A 20,243-nucleotide genomic window follows, 5' to 3' on the forward strand; every position below is an offset into this window, starting at 1 on the left:
TTCCTCCTTAGCTGCAATGATCCTCAAATCTGCTTCAATTCATCACTATCATCCTATGTACCTCCATTTGTCCCATATGTCTATCTGATACAGAACACCCCTGCAAAAACTCAGGCAGGGGCGTTCTCTTTACATGGGGGGACCACTTCATTATTCCAAAACCAGAGCTTTTAACCGCCGCAACGGTGGCCGCCGCACCTGCCACAGCCTCCACAGCGATGACCTCCGCAATGAAAACAACTAAAACAACTAAAGCAGCTAGAACAACTAAAACAGCTAGAACAACTAAAGCAGCTAGAACAGCTAAAGCAACTAGAACATCTAAAGCAACTAGAACAGCGATGAAAACCACCGACACCGCCGATACCACCTATACCACCGACACCACCGACACCACCGACACCACCGACACCGAATTGACGTGCCTGATCAATATAGTACTGGTTTAAGTCAAAAGGAACAGCTTCGCTCGCCTGGAAATCACCAACATTCAACATTTGGAGTTCGTTTTGCCAAGGATTCATTTTCATACCTCCGTATAGTATATAAAATCGGCATGACTTGCCGGCCACATGAAAAAGGGACAGAGACATCATGACAAGAAAACAATCGGCTTACAGATATATCCACCAATACCTAAAGTCTTCTCTTCAACAAATTATGTAATTGGGATAGGTATTGTAACTGATTCATAAGCCTATTTTCATTGACTCCGGGCCATGGGTAATCCAACAGATATCCCTAGGTTATGATAAAAGGCTGACCAATTGGTCAGCCTTTTTTATGTGCTTGAATTTTCTTATGCCCGCGGCGTGGTATGAGTCGTACCCATCCCTCCATCTCTAAACGAACGAGAGCTTCACGAACCGAAGTTCTACTCATACCCAAGATATCAACCATTTCCCTCTCTAATACGGTTTGTCCCGGAGGGAGTTCAAGTTGTCGTATAGCATACCGCGTTGCAAGATAAGCACGTTGTGGCAAGCGAATAGCCAAAGGGACGGTTCTCATGGTTTTTTGAACAAGTTAGTTTGATCCACAGGAACCGTCCCCATGGCACTTGCCAACCAACCATTCACCAAGTACCATGCTCCCGCTAAATAAAACAGCATGTGGACGGAAAACCAGTCAAATATAAACCCGGCACCAAGTATGCTTGCTACGATGATCAGCTGCAAAATGAATTGATGAATATTTTCTTTTTTCCAGCTTAGATTGTCTTTTTTATCAAATTCTTTTTCCGATAATTTATAAAGCGCTAGGCAAATTCCCATAAAGCATTGGATGAAACAAACGTGGAAAATATTATGGGCGAACGGCACCGAAATCATCGACACCCCTAGTCCGAACAAAGATACGCTGTACATTTTATGAAGCCGAATTTGGTGTGGAATCCAGGTTAATGCAAAGAAACAGGCTGCTGATGATAAAGCGAATATAGCGTAGAGCACAGAAAATGCGCTGTAAGTTTCCCCAATATTTTTCAAAAACAGCAGATAGTAGGGGAATACCGCCGTTTGAATAACAAGTACGCTTCCCCGGATCATCAGTTTAGTTTTCATTGCGGTACCTCTCATAAAACAGACTTGTGATATTCTCATTCGGATCGTATTTTTCCTTTTCTTTGACGAATTCATCAAAGTTAGGGTAGGCTTCAAGCAATTGTTTTTTCGAAGCGTATGGATAATAAGGCAAATAAAAGGTTCCATTGTGCCTCAAGGTAATATCAATCATCCCTTGAATGGATTGTTGCGCTTTTTCCACATCCTGTTTCTGTTTTCCATGGTTGAATAAGGCCACAAGGGCAATCATATCAGTCTTGGCATACGAAAGCCTCGATGAATCATCTTTAGATACATAGCGGATGGTGAAGTTAAGTAGATTAATATCATCTTTTTTCAGAAATGCCTTCATGTCTTTGACATAGGAAGGATACTCATCGATCGGGATGAAAAATTCCTGCAGTGAGTCGGTGTCCCTTTGGCTTTTATACAGCAAAAAATCACTTTCCGAACGCATGGCATTGTTTCTTGATATCAGGGTTTTATCAAGGGATAGGATGTATTTTTCCTGCAGGTACCAAAGCAAGTCTTTCCAAAGGCTGGTTTTGCGGGATAAATTTAAAAAGGAGTAGGTCAAAAATGGCTGCTGGTCTTCTTTCAACTTTCGAAGTTTTTCCTTCAGTGGCTGTTTCGTTTTATGGTATTCGACGACATACATGCTGTCCATCGAGGTTTTCGGTGCAACTGAAATACGTGCATAAGCCATTTTCACCTCGGAATTTTCCCTTAAGGAATGGACATATACCGGAAATTCCTCTACGCTCACCTTTTTCGCACGGATTTCATACACTTCATCATCCGTCACCTGCAATTCCACATCCAAAATGACGCCAAATAGACCGTATCCGCCTAAAACATCCTTGAATAATTCCGGTTCGCTTTGTCGGTCGACTTTGACAATTTTCCCGTTTGGAAGCAATAAATGAAACCAATTAATCGAATTGCCAAGGGATTCGTTTTTAATGTCCCTTCCATGCACATTTACACTGATCGCTCCACCGACAGTAAAAATATTCTGGCTTTGCATGACTTTTACAGCGAGCCCTTCCGGCGCAATGGCTTTTTGGATGTCATCCCATGTGGCCCCGCTTTGGACATGGATGGTTTTTCTCTTTTTATCGATTTCTAGGATTTTATTAAAACTCGTCATATCCAACACAACCCCGTCCGGGTAATAAGTATGTCCCCCTTGGGAGCGCCTTTTCCCAGCAATGCTGACCTTTAATCCCTCGCTTTGGGCTTTTTTCAAGATATGGGCAATCTGGTCTACTTCTTTCCCTTTTTCAATCCGCTCTATTTTTGTTGGCAGTAGTCTGCCGACATCCTGGATGGTATTGTTTTGGTACATGTCATCAGGATAATGACTTAATGAATACTGGAAACAAGCAAATGAAACGGAAAAGGTGAAAACAACAAGAAAAAGGATCACGCAAACAATTTTCTTGATATGAAGCCCTCCTTGCTCGACTCACATTCTATAGTGTAATTTTACACTAATTGTACCATATGTTTCACCGGTTTAAAACGAATATTTTCCAGCTCTTTTTATACGAAAATGGCCGTTTCTTCGCTCTACATGACAAAAATGTCACTTTAGATGTTGTTATATCGATGGTTAGCGGGCAAATTAGCTAGTATAGTAAGGTGGTGAAGGAGGACGAAACCATGACATTATACAAACAAAGAACCTATCGAAATCTTACGGAAAGACACAAGTCTTAAAAAATATTGATTTGACCATAGAACTTGGTGAATTCACCGCGATTATGGGGCCATCCGGCTCTGGGAAAACCACATTAATGAATACTCTCTCTACGATTGAGGCCTTTAACGGCGGGGATGTGTGGATTGAGGGACAATCGCTGTTAGATTTTTAAAAGGTTAGTTCAGTTTTGGAATAATAAAAAACATATAAAAATGCATGCAAATATGGCATGCATTTTTTTTTATATCAAGTTTTATTGCGTTACTTGTATTGAAACTATATACCAAATTGCAAATCCACTTTCAATACTGAAATTTTCATTGAAGCCTTGCAAATTCATGTGAAAAACGATTTTAAATCAATGTACAAGTCAACCCATGCACAACTTAATCAGAATGTCGAAGCTTTAACATGGAATTGGACTTTTCTGGATCATTCATCAATGTGATTCTGTATTCCATCATCAAGTTAAGAGTTCCAAGCTTCTGTTCCAATTCGTCCTTCTTAGGTTCGATTTCTATTATCTTTTGGTGAATCCATCAATTACTTTTACCTATTCCCCTCGGAACACGGGCTTTCTTTTCTCAATAAAGGCTTGAACTCCTTCCTGAACATCTTTGGTTCCGAAACATTGTTTAATAAAAGCGTACTCTTGTTTTAGAATCGTTGTAAGATCCATGTCAGGGCTTGCAGCAAGCAATCTTTTAGAAAGCGTCATCGCTACCGGAGGTCCTGCCGCTAATTCCCTGGCAAAATCCATCACCTGTTCCTGAAATTCATCATCAGGGAATATCCGGTTCACCAATCCAATTCGTTCTGCTTCCTCAGGGTAAATGTCCCGGCCGGTTAAGATCAATTCGGCAGCCCTTGCCTGCCCGACCAACCGCGGTAAAAAATAACTCATTCCCGCATCAGGGCTGAGACCACGGCGGATGTATCCAGCTGTTACTCTTGCATCAGCAGATATGAAGCGGATGTCACAAGCTAGAGCTAGCGCGAGTCCAGCACCAGCCGCAATCCCATTGATTGCTGCAATAACTGGCTTATCACAATGAACAATCCCCAATGCTTGATGACCAACCCAACCCAGTTCATCTAATTTTTGATGACGGGATTGAGCGTCTGGATTTCTCTTCGCATAATCGGTCAAATCAAGACCTGCACAGAATCCTGGTCCTCTCCCGGTAATGACAATGACACGGACTTCATCGTCAGCAGAAGCCTCTGAAATTGCCTGGATAATCTCATTACTAAGTGTATTATTTACGGCATTCAGGCGCTCCGGTCTGTTTAGTGTTAGTGTACGGACCCCATCTACCGTTTCGACAATAATATGTTCCATCTTTTATTCCTCCTCAGTAATTTGATTTTAAATTCGGATACCTTCTTACCCTGACCTCGTTTTATTCATTTAATATTCTGACTATTATTAATATAACACTCTACTCATTTGCTTGTCGCATTTAATTTACCAAATTAAAGATTTGTTTAGATTGACTTTTTCAACGTATCAGCGACAATCCGCCTGATTTTCTCATCGTCCGCAATCATCATTATTCTATACATGGAATCCCTCATCATTGTATAAATGGTCCTTACATTTATTTTAGCACAATCAATAATTGGATATTTATGCTAGGAACTCTCTAAACGGGAATGCTCGTTTTATGCCATCAAAATACAGTATCTTTTAATCATCATTGAAACTATTAGTTGTTTCTATACGTCTTGTATTATGTAAAAATACCTATCTTTTAGGAGATGTAAAAATGCCTAAAGCACTTGTTATCTTTCTCACTATTCCAGTTATCTTTTTATTCATAGTTGGTCTAGTTTTGTTTGACTATATTTATTTTCCACTAATTAGTTCTAAAGCCGAAAAAGCTGCAGAAAAGCATCTCGAAGAAAAATACAACGAAGACTTTGTTATTGAAGGATCAAGCTTTTCAAAACCACTAGGCGATGATGTGGGTACTTACCGGATTGATTCTCACCCTAAGAAAAAACCCAACCTAACTGTTATTATTTCAGTTACTGAAGATATGGAGCCAATGTCGGATGATTACTTAGACAAGAAATGGCGTGCTGAGCTTAACAAACAATTTGGTTCAGTATATAAAGGACTGTATGAATCCCATGAAAATTATTCTTATATGGTCAATGTCTCATTTCCGGAAGAAACTTATACTAAATACAACATCTCTAATACCTATCAAGAAATTTTTGATCAAGAGCATAAAGGTATTGGAAACATAATTTTTGCCAATGTAACGCTTAACTCTTCCAATGAAATGGACCATCAGTTAGATAAGGTTTACAAATTAATCCAGTACTTGATGGCCCAGGAGTTAGAATATTTCAGCATTGATATTAATTACTTTAACGAAAAACTTGAACAAGAAATCTTTGACAAAGACAAAAAGCTTAATTACCAAGCTTTTTTAAACAAGCACATCAAAAGCAGAGACTATCTCTTTCATTTTTCCTATGATTCTAGTGATGAGGTGTCTAAAAAGAAGCTGGAAGGAATTAAATCCTCTGGTGACTTAAAGCAATACTTACTAGGGACTAAAACTATGAAATAAATGCCTCTGCCACACAAAGTTGACAGAGGCGGTTGTTGTCCTTGAACATTTCATCACATTTCAAAAAAGGGGAATTAAAACACCCAGTTCCCATTTCGGAAAATAGGTTCGATCCTTCCGTCTGGAAGCATACCGTCAATATCCATTTCACCAGAGCCAATCATAAAATCTACATGTGTCATACTTTCATTCAAACCGATTTTCGCAAGTTCTTCTTTAGACATCATTTTTCCTTCTTCTAAACAAAACGGAAATCCTTCGCCAATGGCTAAGTGATTGGAAGCATTTTCGTCGAAAAGCGTGTTATAAAAAATGGTGTTTGATTCTGAAATTGGCGACTGATGCGGAACGAGAGCTATTTCCCCAAGATACCTGCTGCCATCATCTGTTTCAATTAATTGTTTAAGTGTGTCATACCCGTTTTCACAGGTGAAATCTACGATTTTACCATCTTTAAATGTTAAGGAAAAGTTCTCGATCAGTTTTCCTGCGTAACTTAACGGTTTTGTACTGGTAACAATGCCGTTTACCCCGTATTGATTAGGAGAAGTGAACACTTCTTCTGTAGGCATATTCGCTATGAAAAGTGTCCCTTTTTCATTATGATTTCCTGCACTCATCCATTTATGTTTTTCTGGCAGTTCCACGGTTAAATCAGTGCCTGGGGCACGGTAATGTAGTGATTTGTATTTTCGTCCATTTAAATAATTAGCTTTACTATCTAGACTTGCTATATGTTCTTTCCATGCTCCAATTGTATCCTCATGGTCGATTCTCGTTGCAGAAAAAATAGCATCCCAAAGCGCATTGATTCGTTCCGCTTTATCAATATTCGGGAACACTTTATCGACCCAAGCCTGATTTGGATAGGCGACAATCGTCCAGGCAATTTTATCACTTACCATATAGGTTCGAAACTTGGTAAGTGCTGTACCTGATGCTTTATTAAAATTCGAGATTCGCTCTTGTTCAATTCCATTTAATAAATCTGGGTTTTTTGAATCGATCACTATAAAGGCAGCATTCTTTTCAGCTAACTCTTCACGCTGCATGACACGGTAGGTTGGGAAATTTGTAAAAACTTCATCGGCTGCCGATTCATATTTCATTCGGGTTAAAGCGTCATCATTCCATTCATAGATTACTTCACTTGCTCCGATTTCATAGGCTCTTTTTGTTATTAATTTAACAAACTCATAGCTTTCAATAGAGGCTGATATAAATAAAATTTGCCCCTTTTGAACATTTACTCCGATTTCAACTGCCAGAGCAGCGTATTTCTCTAATTTTTCTTGAAAAGTTCGCATATCATTTCTCCTTTGGTTTTATATTTCTTACAGATACAAATAGTAAATCTTTAAAGACGTATAAATACCCTAAACTCTTAGACGCAATAATAAGGATTTGGTTTCCTTTTTAACCAAAAAAAGTTGACTTATCTTGTATTCAAGGCGCCTATTGAATTTCCTTTCTTCCTCAAGAACTATTTCATCGTATATTTAAATATGTTTGGTGAGCATCCAGCTGTGCAACCCTGGTGGGGGTTGTTTTTTAAAGGAGGTTGCCATACCACCCGTAGATATTTTTAATGTCATTGTTCCTAGGACTCGTTTTGAGAATCAATTGCCAATAGTGATATTATGATTAATAGAGATTTCCTCTTTTGGAGGTATACATGAAAAAGCTCGTAAAAGTCGTTGCAGCTATTATAGAAAACAAACACCAAGAAATTCTATGTGCTCTTAGATCACCAAGAATGTCGCTTCCTAATATGTGGGAGTTTCCAGGCGGGAAAGTAGAAGCAAATGAGGACATCTTCTCAGCCTTAAAGAGGGAAATTGATGAAGAGTTGAGCTGTAAAATCGAGACATTTAAAGAAATTTTTAATGAAAACACTCATGAATATGAAACGTTTATCATTAATTTAATCTCGATCAAATGTAGAGTTGTTGAAGGGACTCCGACTCCTAGTGAGCATTCAAAATTAATATGGTTGAAAAGAGAGAATTTGGATTCCCTTAAATGGGCACCAGCTGATATTCCAGCTGTTAAACAATTAATCAAGGAAAAATAATGGGCAAAAAGAATTTCACTGGATTCAACAAGGTTCACGAGATATAAAATGAGCACGGGAAGGTTCCCGTGCTTCTTTGTTTTGTATATCTACTCAGTGGAATAGGTATTGACGGTTAGATTTGGTGAAACAGGAGAACTATCTCCACACCTCTTAATATTTATAAGATTGTCCACCATCAATTGGAATAACAGCTGCGTTGATGAAGTTGGCTTGATTAGATAGCAGGAATGCTACCAAATAGCCCACTTCTTCTGGTTTACCGAAACGTTTCATTGGGTTTGGCTGAACAAATTGTTTTCCTACCTCTTCCCAGTTATCAGGATCAATTTGTTTTAATGAACCTTCGACCATCGGTGTCATGATTGCTCCAGGTGCAATGGCTTTGATGCTGATTCCATATTGACCGTATTCAATTCCAGAGTTTCTTGTTAATCCGGCCACACCGTGTTTACTAGCTGCATAACCAGATTGGTTTCCAACCCCGCGAATACCACCAACAGAAGCAGTATTAACAATAGAGCCAAAACCTTGTTCTCTCATAACTTTCAAAACGTTTTTCATTCCATAAAACACACCATTTAAATTGACACTAACAACTTTTTGAAATTCATCAATGCCAAAATCCTCTGTTAGGTTTTGTTTTCCTTCGATCCCTGCGTTATTGAAGAAACCATCGATTTTCCCAAACTTCTCAACCGTTTCATTTACATAGTTTTCAACTGCTTGTTCATCTGCCACATTCGCAGTGATCAGCAGCATTTCTGTGTTTGGCGCAACTTCTAACACTTTGCTTTTCGTTTCTTCTAATGAAGCAGCGTTTAAATCAACAAGTGAAAGTTTCGCTCCTTCTTTTGCTACTTGTAAGGCAGAGGCTTGACCTAAACCAGAACCCGCACCTGTAATTAATACCACTTTTCCATCAAAACGATTACTCATTGGAAATTTCCTCCCTTTGTTTTAGTTTCAAGGTCTAAAGTGTATTTTTAAAAATTATTTTTAATTAAAATATCTCACATTAAAGATATATACCGGTGAAATGTCATCTTTCCTACTTAGTCCCCAGGATATATTATTGCGCAGTATACCCGCCATCAACAATCAAACTATTACCAGTCATGAATGAAGAATCATCAGAAGCCATGAATAACACTGCTTTTGCCATTTCTTCTGCCTTACCAAGACGTTTCATCGGGGTTACTTCAGCTAATACTTGCTTGCTTTCTTCCGGAATAATTGGTGTATCAATAAAACCAGGGCATAATGCGTTAATACGAATATTTTGTTCTGCATATTCAAGTGCAAGGGAACGAGTTAAGTTAACCACGCCGCCTTTTGCCGCGTTATAGGCTGCTGAACCTGGTGATCCAACCCAACCGTACATAGATGCCGTATTAACAATCGTACCACCGCCTGTTTTTAGCATTTCACGGATGGATTCACGTGCTACTAAGAAAACGCCATCTAAGTCAACATTTACAGTGTTGCGCCATTCTGAGTACTCTAACTCATGTGAAGGATGAACACGGCCAATACCCGCATTGTTGAAGACCACATCCACTTTGCCGAACGTTTCAACGGTTTGTTTAAAGATATTTGCGACTTCTTCTTCACTCGTAATATTTGCTTTTATAAAAAGAGCCTCAGCATTAAGCGCTTTCAGTTCTGCCTCAAAAGCCTTCCCTTTTTCCTTATTTAAATCAACAAGAACCACTTTGGCCCCTTCTGAAACAAATAAACGCGCTGTTGCTGCTCCAATACCAGATGCTCCACCGGTAATCACAGCTACTTTGTTTTGTAATTTTCCCATCCTAAATCCTCCTCGTATTCAAGAATTCTTTAGCACAAACTAGAGAAAAATAATAGATACATCTATTATCTGTGCTTTATTGTTCACAATTTAATTGTACTATTTTGTTCACAACTAACAATCATTAAGATATCATTAAGTGTCTACTAGTTAGACACTTATGCTAAATCTGTCTATATTGAGGAAGGTTTTTTCATGAATAATGAACAAAATACGCAATCTCAACGACAAAATCGAACAAAAGCGCATTTAAAACATACATTGATTGAACTCATAAAAGAGAAGGGGTACCATTCCGTTACTGTAAAAGACATCGTCAATCACGCCGCTTATAATCGCAGCACCTTTTATGTCCATTACATCGATAAAATGGAATTGGCTGAGGATTTACTTGTTTCCATGCTTCAAGGGTTAGAAGATTCAGTAGGCAAAGCCTATGTACCTGGTCAAAAGGTTTATTCAGCCAAGCTAAATGCACCTTCTTTTAATATCGTTTCTTATATCTATAAAAACCAGAGTTTTTTTACATTAATAAACTACGATGACACGTTACCCGGATTGCATACACGGTTCCCTCAAACAATCTTAAAAATCTATAAAGAACAATTTATTTTCGAAACCATCAACAATATCCCAGTTAATATGGATTATTTTAAACGTTATACAGCCTATGGCTTTTATGGTCTCCTTCATACTTGGATCCAAAATGGCTTCAAAGAAACGCCAGAAGATTTTATCCAAGAAGTCATTGAACTAACGAAAACTCATATTTACTCATTTCAATATATTGGACATAACAAGTAGCTATCTGCACCAGCGTGGAGAAAATCTAGCTAGGGGGGTTTACATTGAAAAAACTCGTATTAGTGACCCGCACTCTGCTAAATTTAATGCAATATTATTTCAAAAAAGTGTCCTTTTTTATTAAAAACCCTGCTGGAGCAAGGTTTTTATTTTTTTCGGTGAGATTGTAATTTACATTCATGTAATTGCTTATTTATCGCTTCTATTACATCAATCATTGCAAAGACGTATCATTCCCCCCAAAAACTTCTCCCTTCCAATAAGAAATTTTCGCAATTTTGTATTGTTGATCAACGCACTAGTGCATTTCATTTCCAAAAATGGAATAAAAATGTTAAATTAATATAGTAATAGAAAAGGAAATATATTCCATAAAAAGGAGAATGACCATGAAGAAAGTTTTAGTAAAAACCTTGCTTTCCGTTACATTAGGGTTCGGAATCGCGGCAGGAGGTGCAGCGCCTAGCCTGGCTGTTGAAAACCAATTAACAAAATCTGAAGGGAAAAACCTGTATGTGATTGCATTTGAAAACGAGCTGCCTAAGGGGTACGAAGAAGTAATCAAAAAAGCAGGAGGCCGAGTGGTAAAAGCACTCCCGGAAGTGGGAGGAATCGAAGCACAGTCCGATGATCCTGCATTTCTAAGTAATCTCAAAAAAGTGCCTTCCATTGAGGTTGCAAGTAAAGAAGTACCACTTGCATTAAACCAGCCGGCTAAGATTCCAACCCTAGCCCAATCGGCAGCCATCAACCAACAAGAAAGTCTATGGGATGCGCAATGGGGCATTCAAAGGGTAACGAATAATGGGAAATCATATGAAATTGAAACCGGCGGATATGAAAATGCAAAAGGAGAAACTATACATAAAGCTGTTGTAGGAGTTATTGATACTGGGATTGACCCAAAACATCCAGATTTACGGAAAAACCTTCTTGGTGGACGGAATTTGGTCCCTGCTGGCATGGATGCAACAGAAACTGGAGACCCATATGATATTGTGGATCGTAATGGCCACGGAACACATGTGTCTGGAATCATTGCGGCAAATGGAAATGTCAAGGGCGTAGGACCAGAGCTGGGAATTCGTACCTATCGTACATTCTATTCGGACCAAGCTCTTACTCTCCCATCCATTATCATTGATGGCATTATCGCAGCTGCGAATGATAAGGTAGACGTCATTAATATGTCTCTAAGACTTTATAATACTTCGAAAACAATCATCGAAGGAGAAACCTATAAAACAACAGCCGATACGTTATTGTGGAAACGCGCGATCCAATACGCTCTGAAGAACGACGTAACCGTAGTAGCGGCGAGTGGAAATGAAAGCTTGGACCTGGATGACAAGAATGAGGTTACTAATTACTTAAACTCCCTTTATGAACCATTCGGAATCTCGCTCAAGGGACCAACAACGGTTGTACCGGCACAAATGCCTGGAGTGATCAATGTATCAGCTTCGAATAAATGGTCCGAACAGGAACTTGCCTTTTTCTCCAATTATGGAAACAGTGCGATTGATGTAGCGGCTCCAGGAGGAGATTTTGGTGCCAAATATGCCGAAACCCTTGATCCAGCCACGGCGGATATTACAAACTTAATCCTTAGCACATGGCCAACCGACTTAGGTACGCCATATACTTATAATGCAGGTACATCGATGGCTGCACCTCAAGTAGCTGGGATTGCGGGTGTTATAAAAGCTGCACACCCTGATTTAAAGCCTTCGCAGGTATCAGCCATCATTAAACAAACAGCGATTGACTTCGGAAAACCTGGCCAAGATGCCTTCTATGGTTCAGGGGAAGCTAACGCTTATCGAGCATTGATGAATATAAAAAAATAGGGAAAGTGGTACGAAAAATACTCAATCCCATAAACAGGGGCATTATTTCCTTAACAAGGAGATGTGCCCGTTTTTTGTATTCGCGTAAAAAATGGCAAGCTTCATAATAGAATAGAAAAAGGCTTCCAATTATAATGATGATTAGGATGCAAGTTATTTTGCAAGAGAGAAGGACATTATATGCTATTTTATGTAATTGCAATCCTGGTTATTGTGATGGACCAGCTTTCTAAATATCTAATTCGGGCCTACATTGATATCAATGAAACTTTTTCATTGTGGGGAATTCAACTCACACATATCGAAAATAGCGGGATGGCAGGAGGTTTATTTCAAGGCCATGCACGGCTCTTCGGAGTTTTGGCTGTGTTTTTCGTGATAGGTGTTTTATATTTTCGCAGAACCGGAGAAATGAAGGGTGCTCTCATAGATTGTAGTTTTGGATTCCTAGTCGGAGGAGCAATTGGAAATGGTATCGATCGATTTTTGTTTGGGCAGGTGACAGATTTTATCATTCGCTCTGGCGGAATTCTTAACTTGGCCGACCATGCTATCGAGATTGGGGGGGTACTGCTTATTATATCTGTGGTCGTTAGATGGTTGAAAAATAAGCACTAGATTCTCCTCTTACAAATGCTTGGCCAAAATAATCCCTTGTATTCCGTCTCTATTTATCATTTGATCCTATACATATGTTTCTTCTAAAATACTGATTATCTGAATATTAAAAAATATCTACTGATATCACATCTGCAATGTGAAGAGCGTTTTCCGAAAAGATGCAATATAGGTCAGTAACACAGTTATGCAGCTTAGTGTTTCGTATAACTAATCCTTCGTATCTCTGGTTCACAAGATTTTTTCGAAACCCCAAATTGGCTTCTTCTTTATTTAACAGGGAAGCATTGTCCCTCCATGTGGGGTTCCTTTTACTGGATTGGAAATAATCACAGTATTGGTCGCGTTCCCTCATAAACAAATCATAGGAATCCTCAGAATCTGATTGGTATTCCTTTAGATTTGGTTCATCCATAAATACTTTGTATATAAATCCTCTGACCGGCATTTCAACTTGCACCACTTTAGGGGTTCCGTCCTCCCAAAATTCCGTCTCTGATTTTTGAATAACGGTCTCAGTTCCAATAGCAAAAGGTTTCGCCGAAGCAATATCCGAAGTAAACCAAAATCCAATCGTGTCGATATCATTATTTAATTTTTGAACAACCCCTTCTTTATTAAAATGGTTAAATTTCTTTATAGAACCATGATATATAATCATTAACATACCCTCCATTATTAAACTGCCCAAATTTGGGATATTCATTTAGATTAATTCGATTGAGTTACATTAACAATCCGAAATCGTTCTAAACTTCCAAAAAAATAAGAACTTAAGAAATGCTTTCTAATTTTTGAACAGCATTAGTTAAATAAACCAATGCAGCATCTAACCTCCAAAAGTGGTATTATTATGGCTAGTGAAATGTATAGGAGAGGATTATCTTGAAAAAGCTTATAAAAGTCGTTGCAGCCATTATTGAAAATGAACAGCAAGAAATTCTATGTGCTCTTAGATCTCCAGAAATGTCGATTCCGAATATGTGGGAGTTTCCTGGAGGTAAAGTTGAGGCAAATGAAGATATTTTCTCTGCACTTGAAAGAGAAATTGATGAAGAACTGGATTGTAAGGTCGAAACATTCAAAGAAGTTTTTAATGACAATACCCACGAGTATGAAACATTTATTATTAATTTGATCTCAATCAAATGTAGAGTAGTTAAAGGAACACCGACGCCAAGTGAGCATTCAAAGTTAATCTGGTTAAAACGAGAAAACTTAGATTCCCTCAAATGGGCACCAGCGGATGTTCCAGCAGTTGAGCAATTGATCCAAGAAAAATAGTCTTCTCGATATGAGAAGACTACACTTTTTTTGTAAATTCAGTATATAAAGGTGCAGGAACTTCATTCTCTAATTCCATGATGACAGTAATTGGCTTATCTCCTTCGAAGGAAATAGAATTCCCTTTCCCAATATAAATATACGGTTCAGTTTTTCCATCGATCTCTCTATATTTACGAATAAATAAGTGGAGATTTACTCGGCGCTGCTTATTAAAGATAATATTCTTACCTCTTTCAGACTGCTGAGTCGTACTATTCACCGACTGCCATTGGAACTCATAGGGGCTAATAAATTTGTCCTTGTAGTTAATACTTTCCTTTACATCCTCTTCTTTATGCAAGTCGATAAAAAGGAAATATTCGTTCCCATTTGCTAGTAACCCGGAGCCCCTGAAAGAACTATGGATTTTCCGATAATTCGATAGTAAAGCAGCGTCTACCATTTGATATTGTTCATATAGTTTAAAGTGAGGAACTCCGTAATACTCCCCTTTAAATTCCTTCTCATAGCGGAAAATTCCGTAGGTGATAATATCTTCAATATACTTCCGGAACTCTTCATTTTCTAAAACCTCTTTAAAAAGAGGAGATTTAACTAGTTTACCATTGCTATAGTGCACTAACTTAGGCTTATTCTTAAGCTGAACACTATCATAGTAATTTTGATTTAAGCTCTCAAAAGCATGCAAAACACTATCATTATCCACATCAGTGATCATCTTTAGAATTTGGTACCTTGCTGTTTCCAGGTCAATTTCCTCGTTCCCTAACAAATACCGAATAATGACAAACTCATATATCCTCTTCAGCGGAAGCTTACTTGATAATTCCTTTAGAATCCCTTCAAAGGACTCGTTCAGTAACAGATTTTTTAAGTGCTCGTCCTTCTCTACTTTGGCCACAAATGATAGATATGTTTTCTCACGATCAATAAATTTCACTGGATCGGGTGCTCCATCGTATTTCAGATAATCCAGCAGTAAATTAGGAATTCGCCCCTGATTAAGCTTCTTAAATTCGAAATACTCTTCCTTCAAATACTTCATTGAATTAAAGTTTTCTTTATCAATCTGAGCCAAAATCCTTTCCTCAGAGATCTTGTCCATTTGAATATGAGTACACCCAGGAATATTGGCAAATCCAGTCGCAACTGCCACTTTTAAACTTTCTTTATCATAGTAGCGACTCCCATTTAACGCCAACGCAATCAGAAATGTTTTATTATGGTTTCCGATAAAATCAAGAACTGTCAGGAACTCCTTATTACCATGCTTTCGTAATCCCCTACCAAGCTGTTGAATAAAAACAATGGGAGAGTTTGTTGGTCTTAACATTAGGACTGTATTAACTGAAGGAATATCGACACCCTCATTAAAGATATCTACGGTAAAAATAAATTCTAACTCATGATTGTCATTCTCTAATCGGTTAATATAGCGTTCACGGGTTTCAGGTGAATCCGCACCATACAGACACACACTTTTATAGCCCCGTTTATTAAATTCACTAGCCATATACTGTGCATGTTCAATGCTGACACAGAAGCCTAGGCCTTTTCTTTTGTCACCATCATGACCATAGAAGTCCATCTTTTCGATGATAAAATCAACCCGTTCATTGACCTTCAGCCTCTTGGTAATTTCGGTGATATCATCAATATCCACATCACTTAAATCGGTGCCTTCGATATCGGTGATGCCAAAATAGTGAAAAGGTATCACCAACTCATCCTCTAATGCTTCGTGCAGCCGTACCTCTAAAGCCACATTATTATCAAACAAATCAAAAACATTGTAACCATCACTACGTTCAGGAGTTGCTGTCATTCCCAAAGTAAACTTTGGCTCAAAATAGTTTAAGACAGTTTGATAAGTCGGACTAGTGGCATGATGGGCCTCATCAATGATTAAATAATCAAACTCTTCTTTTTCAAATTCCTCATAGCATTTTGAGATTGTTTGAATGGTTGCAAATACATAATCTACATGTTTCTGTTTATGATTACCTGTAAGTAATCCAAAGGTAATGCCATCATTAGGAAGAAGGATTTCAAAGGTATCTTTTGCTTTTTTCAGGATCTCTTCTCTATGAACGATGAACAGGAGTTTTCTAGGTTTAAAACTCTTTACGTCAAATGCCGACATATAGGTTTTACCGGTTCCTGTTGCTGCTATGACCAGGGCCTTTTTCTCGCCAAAGTTTCTAAGTCTCTCCAAATTCTCTGTCGCGCGCTTTTGCATCCTATTTGGAACAATATATTGTTTGTTTTCATAAATTATTTGATGAGTTTTTTGCGTTTGCTTAAAGCTCGCCAAAAATTCTTCATATCTATTAATAAAGTCCTGATCAGCATCCTCACTCATATTCCAGAGATAATCGTATTCCTTCAAGACATCTTGAATAAACCGACCATTTTCTTTCGTAATGATCTGGACATTCCATTCAATATTACTTTTTAAAGCACTTTGTGTAATATTAGATGAACCGATAATGACCTTATAGCTATCACGGTATTCAAATATGTATGCCTTGGTATGGAAACCAATTTCCTTATCGGTAACAAACACCTTTAACTCAACGTTATTAAACTCTTTGATTTTCTCTAAAGCCTTAGCTTCTGTGAAGTTTAGATAGGTAGAAGTGATAATCTTACCCTTGATTCCCTTTTTCTCTGCTTCCTTTAACGGATCCAGCAGCAGCTGCAGCCCACTAAAATTAATGAACGCGACACTAAAGTAGAACCCCTCACACTCGTTCATCGACTTCACTAATTCTCTTAATAAATTGCCTTTATCTGAATTAACGATAAGTTTCTTTTCAGTCGCTTCCATTTCAATTTCCCCTGTTTTTTCTGATACTGTTATTTAATGGATATAGCAAAATTGTACAATATAATTGGGGAAATAAAAAGATCCTCTATTTTTCTTGGAATAGAGGATCTTTATAATGTGTTTTTATAATATTGGTTGTTTCAGTAACCACGATATTTACTTACATTTGTTTACGCACTCCACATGGCTTGAGTGTTGGTCGGAGACATAATGATGTAGTGGTGTTTACCTTTTTAAATTCCCATAAAAATTCTACAATAATTGCGCCCGATTATTGAAGATCGATAAAAATCCTATTACATGTATTATGTAAAATTTATCCTATCGATTTACCACAATGTTTACAGTATAGAGCATCTGCCGTATTTTCATCTTCGCAATAAGGGTAAATCTGCACTATCTATTCTCCACACTGACTATAAAACTTTTCATGAATTGGGTTTGGTTTTTTTTATAAGTTGTTACTTTATAGTAACCATAACTCTTTTGAAAATAAAACCATTACAGTATCAACTATATTTTTCCAGACTAGCCTTTAGGCATAATAGAATAATTTTAATATCTTCAATTTTCACCAATGTTATTTATTACAGGTACTGAATGAAAATCTAAGTCTTGAAAAGTTTTGTTATAACGCCCTTCATCTGTTTCTAAAATAAATGCTCCATACTTTAAATCAGTTGCAAACTCTTCGAACCTATCTTGATTGATTTCAATTCCCCTCAAATAATGGAAGCGCATACTTTCAGAAAACATCTTTCCTAACCAAGGATTTAATATAAAGTTTTCTTCTCCATTTTCTTTAATTTCAAACAAACCGATTATATGATGAGGCATTATTCCATCTAATAACATAATTTCATTGTGAACATTCTCATGCCAGGTCACCCCTAACTCTTCTAATTCCATATTTAATTCATCAGTTAATTTTCCAAAACTCATACTTTCAAGTGGAACATAACCTAAAATAATAAATCCATCGTTTCTTGGGATGCCATCTCTTAATGCATTGGTTGCAAAATTCTTTGCTGTTTCTTTTTTTCGAAAACCATGTGAAAATGAAAGTAATGGACTAGAAATCTTCCCTGACCATTTCCGACCTATATTATGTAGGAAAGCAGTTAAAAAAATCTTATTATATTGTAATTGAGCCAATGGGATATCTTCAGAAAAATCTATAAACCTAGAACTTATTGTTCCCCTTGCCCCAATTTCTTTCAATATTTTATTAGCTTCTTCAAAAAGATCTATTATTTCTTGAATTAATATCCTTCTGTCGTACATATCGTAATTATATAAATTCCGTCTATCCCTTAATTGTTCCTCTAAATAATGTGCACCTTTTTGCCCTACTATAAAAAACTTATTTAATTCATAATTTAAAAAATAATCATGTTCCTCACGATTAAAGTTGTTATTATTATCTCTAATTGAAAAACCACGAGTTATAACTTTAATTTTACATTGAGTTTCTAATGTATTTAATCTTTTTATTAAGTTAATCAAATGCTTTGATTTGCAAAAATTAATACTATCTAGTTGATAGGTTTCTCCTTCTGGTTCAAAGCTAAAAACATCTTGTACATTTTTTAATAAAGCCTCATTTTTCACCCAAGTTCTCCTTATAATCAATTGAAATTATTAAAAACATTAATTTATAACCCAACACCTAAGACTGGATGTTGGGTGACAGTTTACTAAATTTCTAAATTACTCCTAAAGTAGCACTTCTTATTTATCTAGAGTTTTTGATGATATTTATTAGATGATTAGCGAATTCTTCAGTTAATCTAATTTTGTCTGCTCCAAAGTTTAATGCTCCTAGAGATTTTCCCCCAACAAATGTAATTGGTTCAGGAGAATCATATGTAGCTTGGATGCTTGAGATTGTATTATTGAAGAAATTCCATCTTTGACTGTAATCAATAGAAAGATTCTTAGCTTTAACTTCCCATGGCCATCGTTCAGCATCTTCCAAGAAGACGGGTTCATCAATTACCTCATAATAACCCAACAATTTGGTTGTACCAACAGCATAACAGATCAATATGTCACCAACTCTTACCGCAGAAGGTTTTCTTTTAGAAAAATGGAGCTTTTCAATATTATTACTTAAACTTCTATTCGTGGAGAAAGGTCTATCTGACCAACCCACTGGTTTAATAAAATACCTTATGTCTGATTTATGTATTTTAGCTCTTTTCTTGATTAAATCACTAACTTTTAAATCAATTTTGGGTTTCTTTGTTTCTCCTGAACTATCAGTATAACTATCTATTCTCGAAATAATATTTGTAATTTCATCATTAGTAAGCGCATGACTACTAACGTTAGACAAATCATCAATAATTTTTCTAATTTGGTTGGAGTCATCTATTTGAATACCCCATTCATGATTAAAGCCTAAACCCGCTTCAGTAAAATTAGCAGATGTGATTATTGCCTTATAGGGTACATTATCTTTGGAAGATATATATATTTTCCCATGTAATTTATTATCAATGAATATCTTATAATCAATAGAATGAGTTAAACAATTAAAACAAAATGAATGCAATGAATTTGATTTTTTTATTAAGTCAAGATTATCGTCTTTTAATGTAGTTACTAATGAAATCTTTTTTATACCCATATCTTTTATTTCATCAAAAAAGATATCAAATGATTCCATTAAAAATGGGCTAATAATATGCAGTTCATCAGCATCCACTAATAAGTACTTGATGTAATTAAAATGGTTCGAATATAAATTGTTTATAATTTCCATTAGAACTCTTCCCTTTGATTTTGATTATTTTACCCTAATTCACCAGTCATTCTTTCTAATTCTCTTGTCCATAAGAATGGCGAATATATATGAAGGCGCTTGCAGATTTTGTAAAGGTACAGTGTTCTCAAAAGGTACATGTACTAATGCTTGCTCAATTATACCTTTTGAGATAATTCGATTTGTTCTACTTAAATGTAATTGATTACTTTTAATTGTATAATAGAACTCCCCACCCTTTATCTGTTTGAAAGTCTCTCCTTCACAAGATCTAATTCGCTCCCATATCTCTTCTATCATATATTTTATCTCCTTATCTTGAGTAAAGATAAATTAATTTATTCAACGGTG

Annotated in this window: 20 protein-coding genes; 7 read left to right on the top strand and 13 right to left on the bottom strand. The window is 36.9% G+C overall.

Annotation, left to right across the window (positions count from 1 at the left end; translation table 11 throughout):
- Positions 1-34 precede the first annotated feature (34 nt).
- From ACIFOT_RS27830 to ACIFOT_RS27845, 4 genes are all read right to left on the bottom strand, one after another.
- Positions 35-358, bottom strand: coding sequence for a hypothetical protein (locus tag ACIFOT_RS27830; protein WP_430070832.1), 324 nt, complete (start codon positions 356-358; stop codon positions 35-37).
- Between the two features lie 413 nt (positions 359-771).
- Positions 772-1,011 (bottom strand): GntR family transcriptional regulator, encoded by a 240-nt coding sequence (locus tag ACIFOT_RS27835; protein ID WP_430070835.1) that lies wholly within the window; start codon positions 1,009-1,011, stop codon positions 772-774.
- Entirely contained in the window at positions 1,008-1,562 is a 555-nt protein-coding gene (locus ACIFOT_RS27840; RefSeq protein ID WP_430070837.1) for a hypothetical protein, read from the bottom strand. Before ACIFOT_RS27840 ends, ACIFOT_RS27835 begins: the two co-directional genes overlap by 4 nt.
- Positions 1,552-2,991, bottom strand: coding sequence for an FAD-binding protein (locus ACIFOT_RS27845; RefSeq protein ID WP_430070840.1), 1,440 nt, complete (start codon positions 2,989-2,991; stop codon positions 1,552-1,554). Before ACIFOT_RS27845 ends, ACIFOT_RS27840 begins: the two co-directional genes overlap by 11 nt.
- Before the next feature lie 298 nt (positions 2,992-3,289).
- Here ACIFOT_RS27845 and ACIFOT_RS27850 point away from each other — a divergent pair, with 298 nt between their 5' ends.
- The gene (locus ACIFOT_RS27850) at positions 3,290-3,439 is read left to right on the top strand and encodes an ATP-binding cassette domain-containing protein (RefSeq protein WP_430071150.1); all 150 of its coding nucleotides are present in this window, start codon (positions 3,290-3,292) and stop codon (positions 3,437-3,439) included.
- Positions 3,440-3,820: 381 nt separating this feature from the next.
- On the opposite strand, the gene ACIFOT_RS27855 is transcribed toward ACIFOT_RS27850, so the two are convergent.
- Positions 3,821-4,609, bottom strand: a complete 789-nt coding sequence (locus tag ACIFOT_RS27855; protein ID WP_430070842.1) for an enoyl-CoA hydratase/isomerase family protein — start codon at positions 4,607-4,609, stop codon at positions 3,821-3,823.
- A 427-nt stretch (positions 4,610-5,036) separates the two neighbouring features.
- Between ACIFOT_RS27855 and ACIFOT_RS27860 the strand changes: the two genes are divergently transcribed.
- Entirely contained in the window at positions 5,037-5,852 is an 816-nt protein-coding gene (locus ACIFOT_RS27860; RefSeq protein ID WP_430070845.1) for a murein transglycosylase, read from the top strand.
- Positions 5,853-5,926: 74 nt separating this feature from the next.
- Here ACIFOT_RS27860 and ACIFOT_RS27865 read toward each other — a convergent pair whose 3' ends face one another.
- Positions 5,927-7,159, bottom strand: a complete 1,233-nt coding sequence (locus ACIFOT_RS27865) for an aminopeptidase (RefSeq protein WP_430070848.1) — start codon at positions 7,157-7,159, stop codon at positions 5,927-5,929.
- A 368-nt stretch (positions 7,160-7,527) separates the two neighbouring features.
- Here ACIFOT_RS27865 and ACIFOT_RS27870 point away from each other — a divergent pair, with 368 nt between their 5' ends.
- Positions 7,528-7,926, top strand: coding sequence for a (deoxy)nucleoside triphosphate pyrophosphohydrolase (locus ACIFOT_RS27870; protein WP_430070851.1), 399 nt, complete (start codon positions 7,528-7,530; stop codon positions 7,924-7,926).
- A 153-nt stretch (positions 7,927-8,079) separates the two neighbouring features.
- Here ACIFOT_RS27870 and ACIFOT_RS27875 read toward each other — a convergent pair whose 3' ends face one another.
- Together ACIFOT_RS27875 and ACIFOT_RS27880 are read right to left on the bottom strand one after the other, a co-directional pair.
- A complete protein-coding gene (locus ACIFOT_RS27875) occupies positions 8,080-8,865 on the bottom strand; it encodes an SDR family oxidoreductase (RefSeq protein ID WP_430070854.1) in 786 nt (261 codons plus the stop codon).
- A 133-nt stretch (positions 8,866-8,998) separates the two neighbouring features.
- A complete protein-coding gene (locus ACIFOT_RS27880) occupies positions 8,999-9,736 on the bottom strand; it encodes an SDR family NAD(P)-dependent oxidoreductase (protein WP_430070857.1) in 738 nt (245 codons plus the stop codon).
- 195 nt (positions 9,737-9,931) lie between these two features.
- On the opposite strand from ACIFOT_RS27880, the gene ACIFOT_RS27885 reads away from it, so the two are divergent.
- The 3 genes from ACIFOT_RS27885 (at position 9,932) to lspA (ending at position 13,008) form a co-directional block, all read left to right on the top strand.
- Complete coding sequence (locus ACIFOT_RS27885; RefSeq protein ID WP_430070860.1) at positions 9,932-10,540, top strand: TetR/AcrR family transcriptional regulator; 609 nt, start codon at positions 9,932-9,934, stop codon at positions 10,538-10,540.
- 389 nt (positions 10,541-10,929) lie between these two features.
- On the top strand, positions 10,930-12,390 hold the full coding sequence (locus ACIFOT_RS27890) for a S8 family serine peptidase (protein ID WP_430070863.1): 1,461 nt from the start codon (positions 10,930-10,932) through the stop codon (positions 12,388-12,390).
- A 180-nt stretch (positions 12,391-12,570) separates the two neighbouring features.
- Positions 12,571-13,008, top strand: coding sequence for a signal peptidase II (gene lspA / locus ACIFOT_RS27895; protein WP_430070865.1), 438 nt, complete (start codon positions 12,571-12,573; stop codon positions 13,006-13,008).
- 106 nt (positions 13,009-13,114) lie between these two features.
- Here lspA and ACIFOT_RS27900 read toward each other — a convergent pair whose 3' ends face one another.
- Entirely contained in the window at positions 13,115-13,669 is a 555-nt protein-coding gene (locus ACIFOT_RS27900; protein ID WP_430070868.1) for a hypothetical protein, read from the bottom strand.
- Positions 13,670-13,893: 224 nt separating this feature from the next.
- On the opposite strand from ACIFOT_RS27900, the gene ACIFOT_RS27905 reads away from it, so the two are divergent.
- Positions 13,894-14,292: a (deoxy)nucleoside triphosphate pyrophosphohydrolase gene (locus tag ACIFOT_RS27905; RefSeq protein WP_430070871.1), complete on the top strand. Its 399-nt coding sequence runs from the start codon at positions 13,894-13,896 to the stop codon at positions 14,290-14,292.
- A 19-nt stretch (positions 14,293-14,311) separates the two neighbouring features.
- On the opposite strand, the gene ACIFOT_RS27910 is transcribed toward ACIFOT_RS27905, so the two are convergent.
- The 4 genes from ACIFOT_RS27910 to ACIFOT_RS27925 all read right to left on the bottom strand — a co-directional run bounded on the left by ACIFOT_RS27910 (position 14,312) and on the right by ACIFOT_RS27925 (position 20,192).
- Positions 14,312-17,125: a DUF3427 domain-containing protein gene (locus ACIFOT_RS27910; protein WP_430070874.1), complete on the bottom strand. Its 2,814-nt coding sequence runs from the start codon at positions 17,123-17,125 to the stop codon at positions 14,312-14,314.
- 564 nt (positions 17,126-17,689) lie between these two features.
- Positions 17,690-18,736: a hypothetical protein gene (locus ACIFOT_RS27915; protein ID WP_430070877.1), complete on the bottom strand. Its 1,047-nt coding sequence runs from the start codon at positions 18,734-18,736 to the stop codon at positions 17,690-17,692.
- 124 nt (positions 18,737-18,860) lie between these two features.
- Positions 18,861-19,892, bottom strand: coding sequence for a restriction endonuclease PLD domain-containing protein (locus ACIFOT_RS27920; RefSeq protein WP_430070880.1), 1,032 nt, complete (start codon positions 19,890-19,892; stop codon positions 18,861-18,863).
- A 39-nt stretch (positions 19,893-19,931) separates the two neighbouring features.
- Positions 19,932-20,192, bottom strand: a complete 261-nt coding sequence (locus ACIFOT_RS27925) for a hypothetical protein (RefSeq protein WP_430070883.1) — start codon at positions 20,190-20,192, stop codon at positions 19,932-19,934.
- Between the last annotated feature and the right edge of the window lie 51 nt (positions 20,193-20,243).

This window comes from Neobacillus sp. NRS-1170 (genome assembly GCF_050468025.1).

What these genes read in the sequence shown, in the direction of transcription:
- ACIFOT_RS27910 (WP_430070874.1), bottom strand. Translation starts at nt 17,125, where the DNA reads ATGGAAGCGACTGAAAAGAAACTTATCGTTAATTCAGATAAAGGCAAT.
- ACIFOT_RS27880 (WP_430070857.1), bottom strand. Translation starts at nt 9,736, where the DNA reads ATGGGAAAATTACAAAACAAAGTAGCTGTGATTACCGGTGGAGCATCT.
- ACIFOT_RS27835 (WP_430070835.1), bottom strand. Translation starts at nt 1,011, where the DNA reads ATGAGAACCGTCCCTTTGGCTATTCGCTTGCCACAACGTGCTTATCTT.
- lspA (WP_430070865.1), top strand. Translation starts at nt 12,571, where the DNA reads ATGCTATTTTATGTAATTGCAATCCTGGTTATTGTGATGGACCAGCTT.
- ACIFOT_RS27925 (WP_430070883.1), bottom strand. Translation starts at nt 20,192, where the DNA reads ATGATAGAAGAGATATGGGAGCGAATTAGATCTTGTGAAGGAGAGACT.
- ACIFOT_RS27870 (WP_430070851.1), top strand. Translation starts at nt 7,528, where the DNA reads ATGAAAAAGCTCGTAAAAGTCGTTGCAGCTATTATAGAAAACAAACAC.
- ACIFOT_RS27900 (WP_430070868.1), bottom strand. Translation starts at nt 13,669, where the DNA reads ATGATTATATATCATGGTTCTATAAAGAAATTTAACCATTTTAATAAA.
- ACIFOT_RS27890 (WP_430070863.1), top strand. Translation starts at nt 10,930, where the DNA reads ATGAAGAAAGTTTTAGTAAAAACCTTGCTTTCCGTTACATTAGGGTTC.
- ACIFOT_RS27840 (WP_430070837.1), bottom strand. Translation starts at nt 1,562, where the DNA reads ATGAAAACTAAACTGATGATCCGGGGAAGCGTACTTGTTATTCAAACG.
- ACIFOT_RS27865 (WP_430070848.1), bottom strand. Translation starts at nt 7,159, where the DNA reads ATGCGAACTTTTCAAGAAAAATTAGAGAAATACGCTGCTCTGGCAGTT.
- ACIFOT_RS27885 (WP_430070860.1), top strand. Translation starts at nt 9,932, where the DNA reads ATGAATAATGAACAAAATACGCAATCTCAACGACAAAATCGAACAAAA.
- ACIFOT_RS27855 (WP_430070842.1), bottom strand. Translation starts at nt 4,609, where the DNA reads ATGGAACATATTATTGTCGAAACGGTAGATGGGGTCCGTACACTAACA.
- ACIFOT_RS27920 (WP_430070880.1), bottom strand. Translation starts at nt 19,892, where the DNA reads ATGGAAATTATAAACAATTTATATTCGAACCATTTTAATTACATCAAG.
- ACIFOT_RS27860 (WP_430070845.1), top strand. Translation starts at nt 5,037, where the DNA reads ATGCCTAAAGCACTTGTTATCTTTCTCACTATTCCAGTTATCTTTTTA.
- ACIFOT_RS27875 (WP_430070854.1), bottom strand. Translation starts at nt 8,865, where the DNA reads ATGAGTAATCGTTTTGATGGAAAAGTGGTATTAATTACAGGTGCGGGT.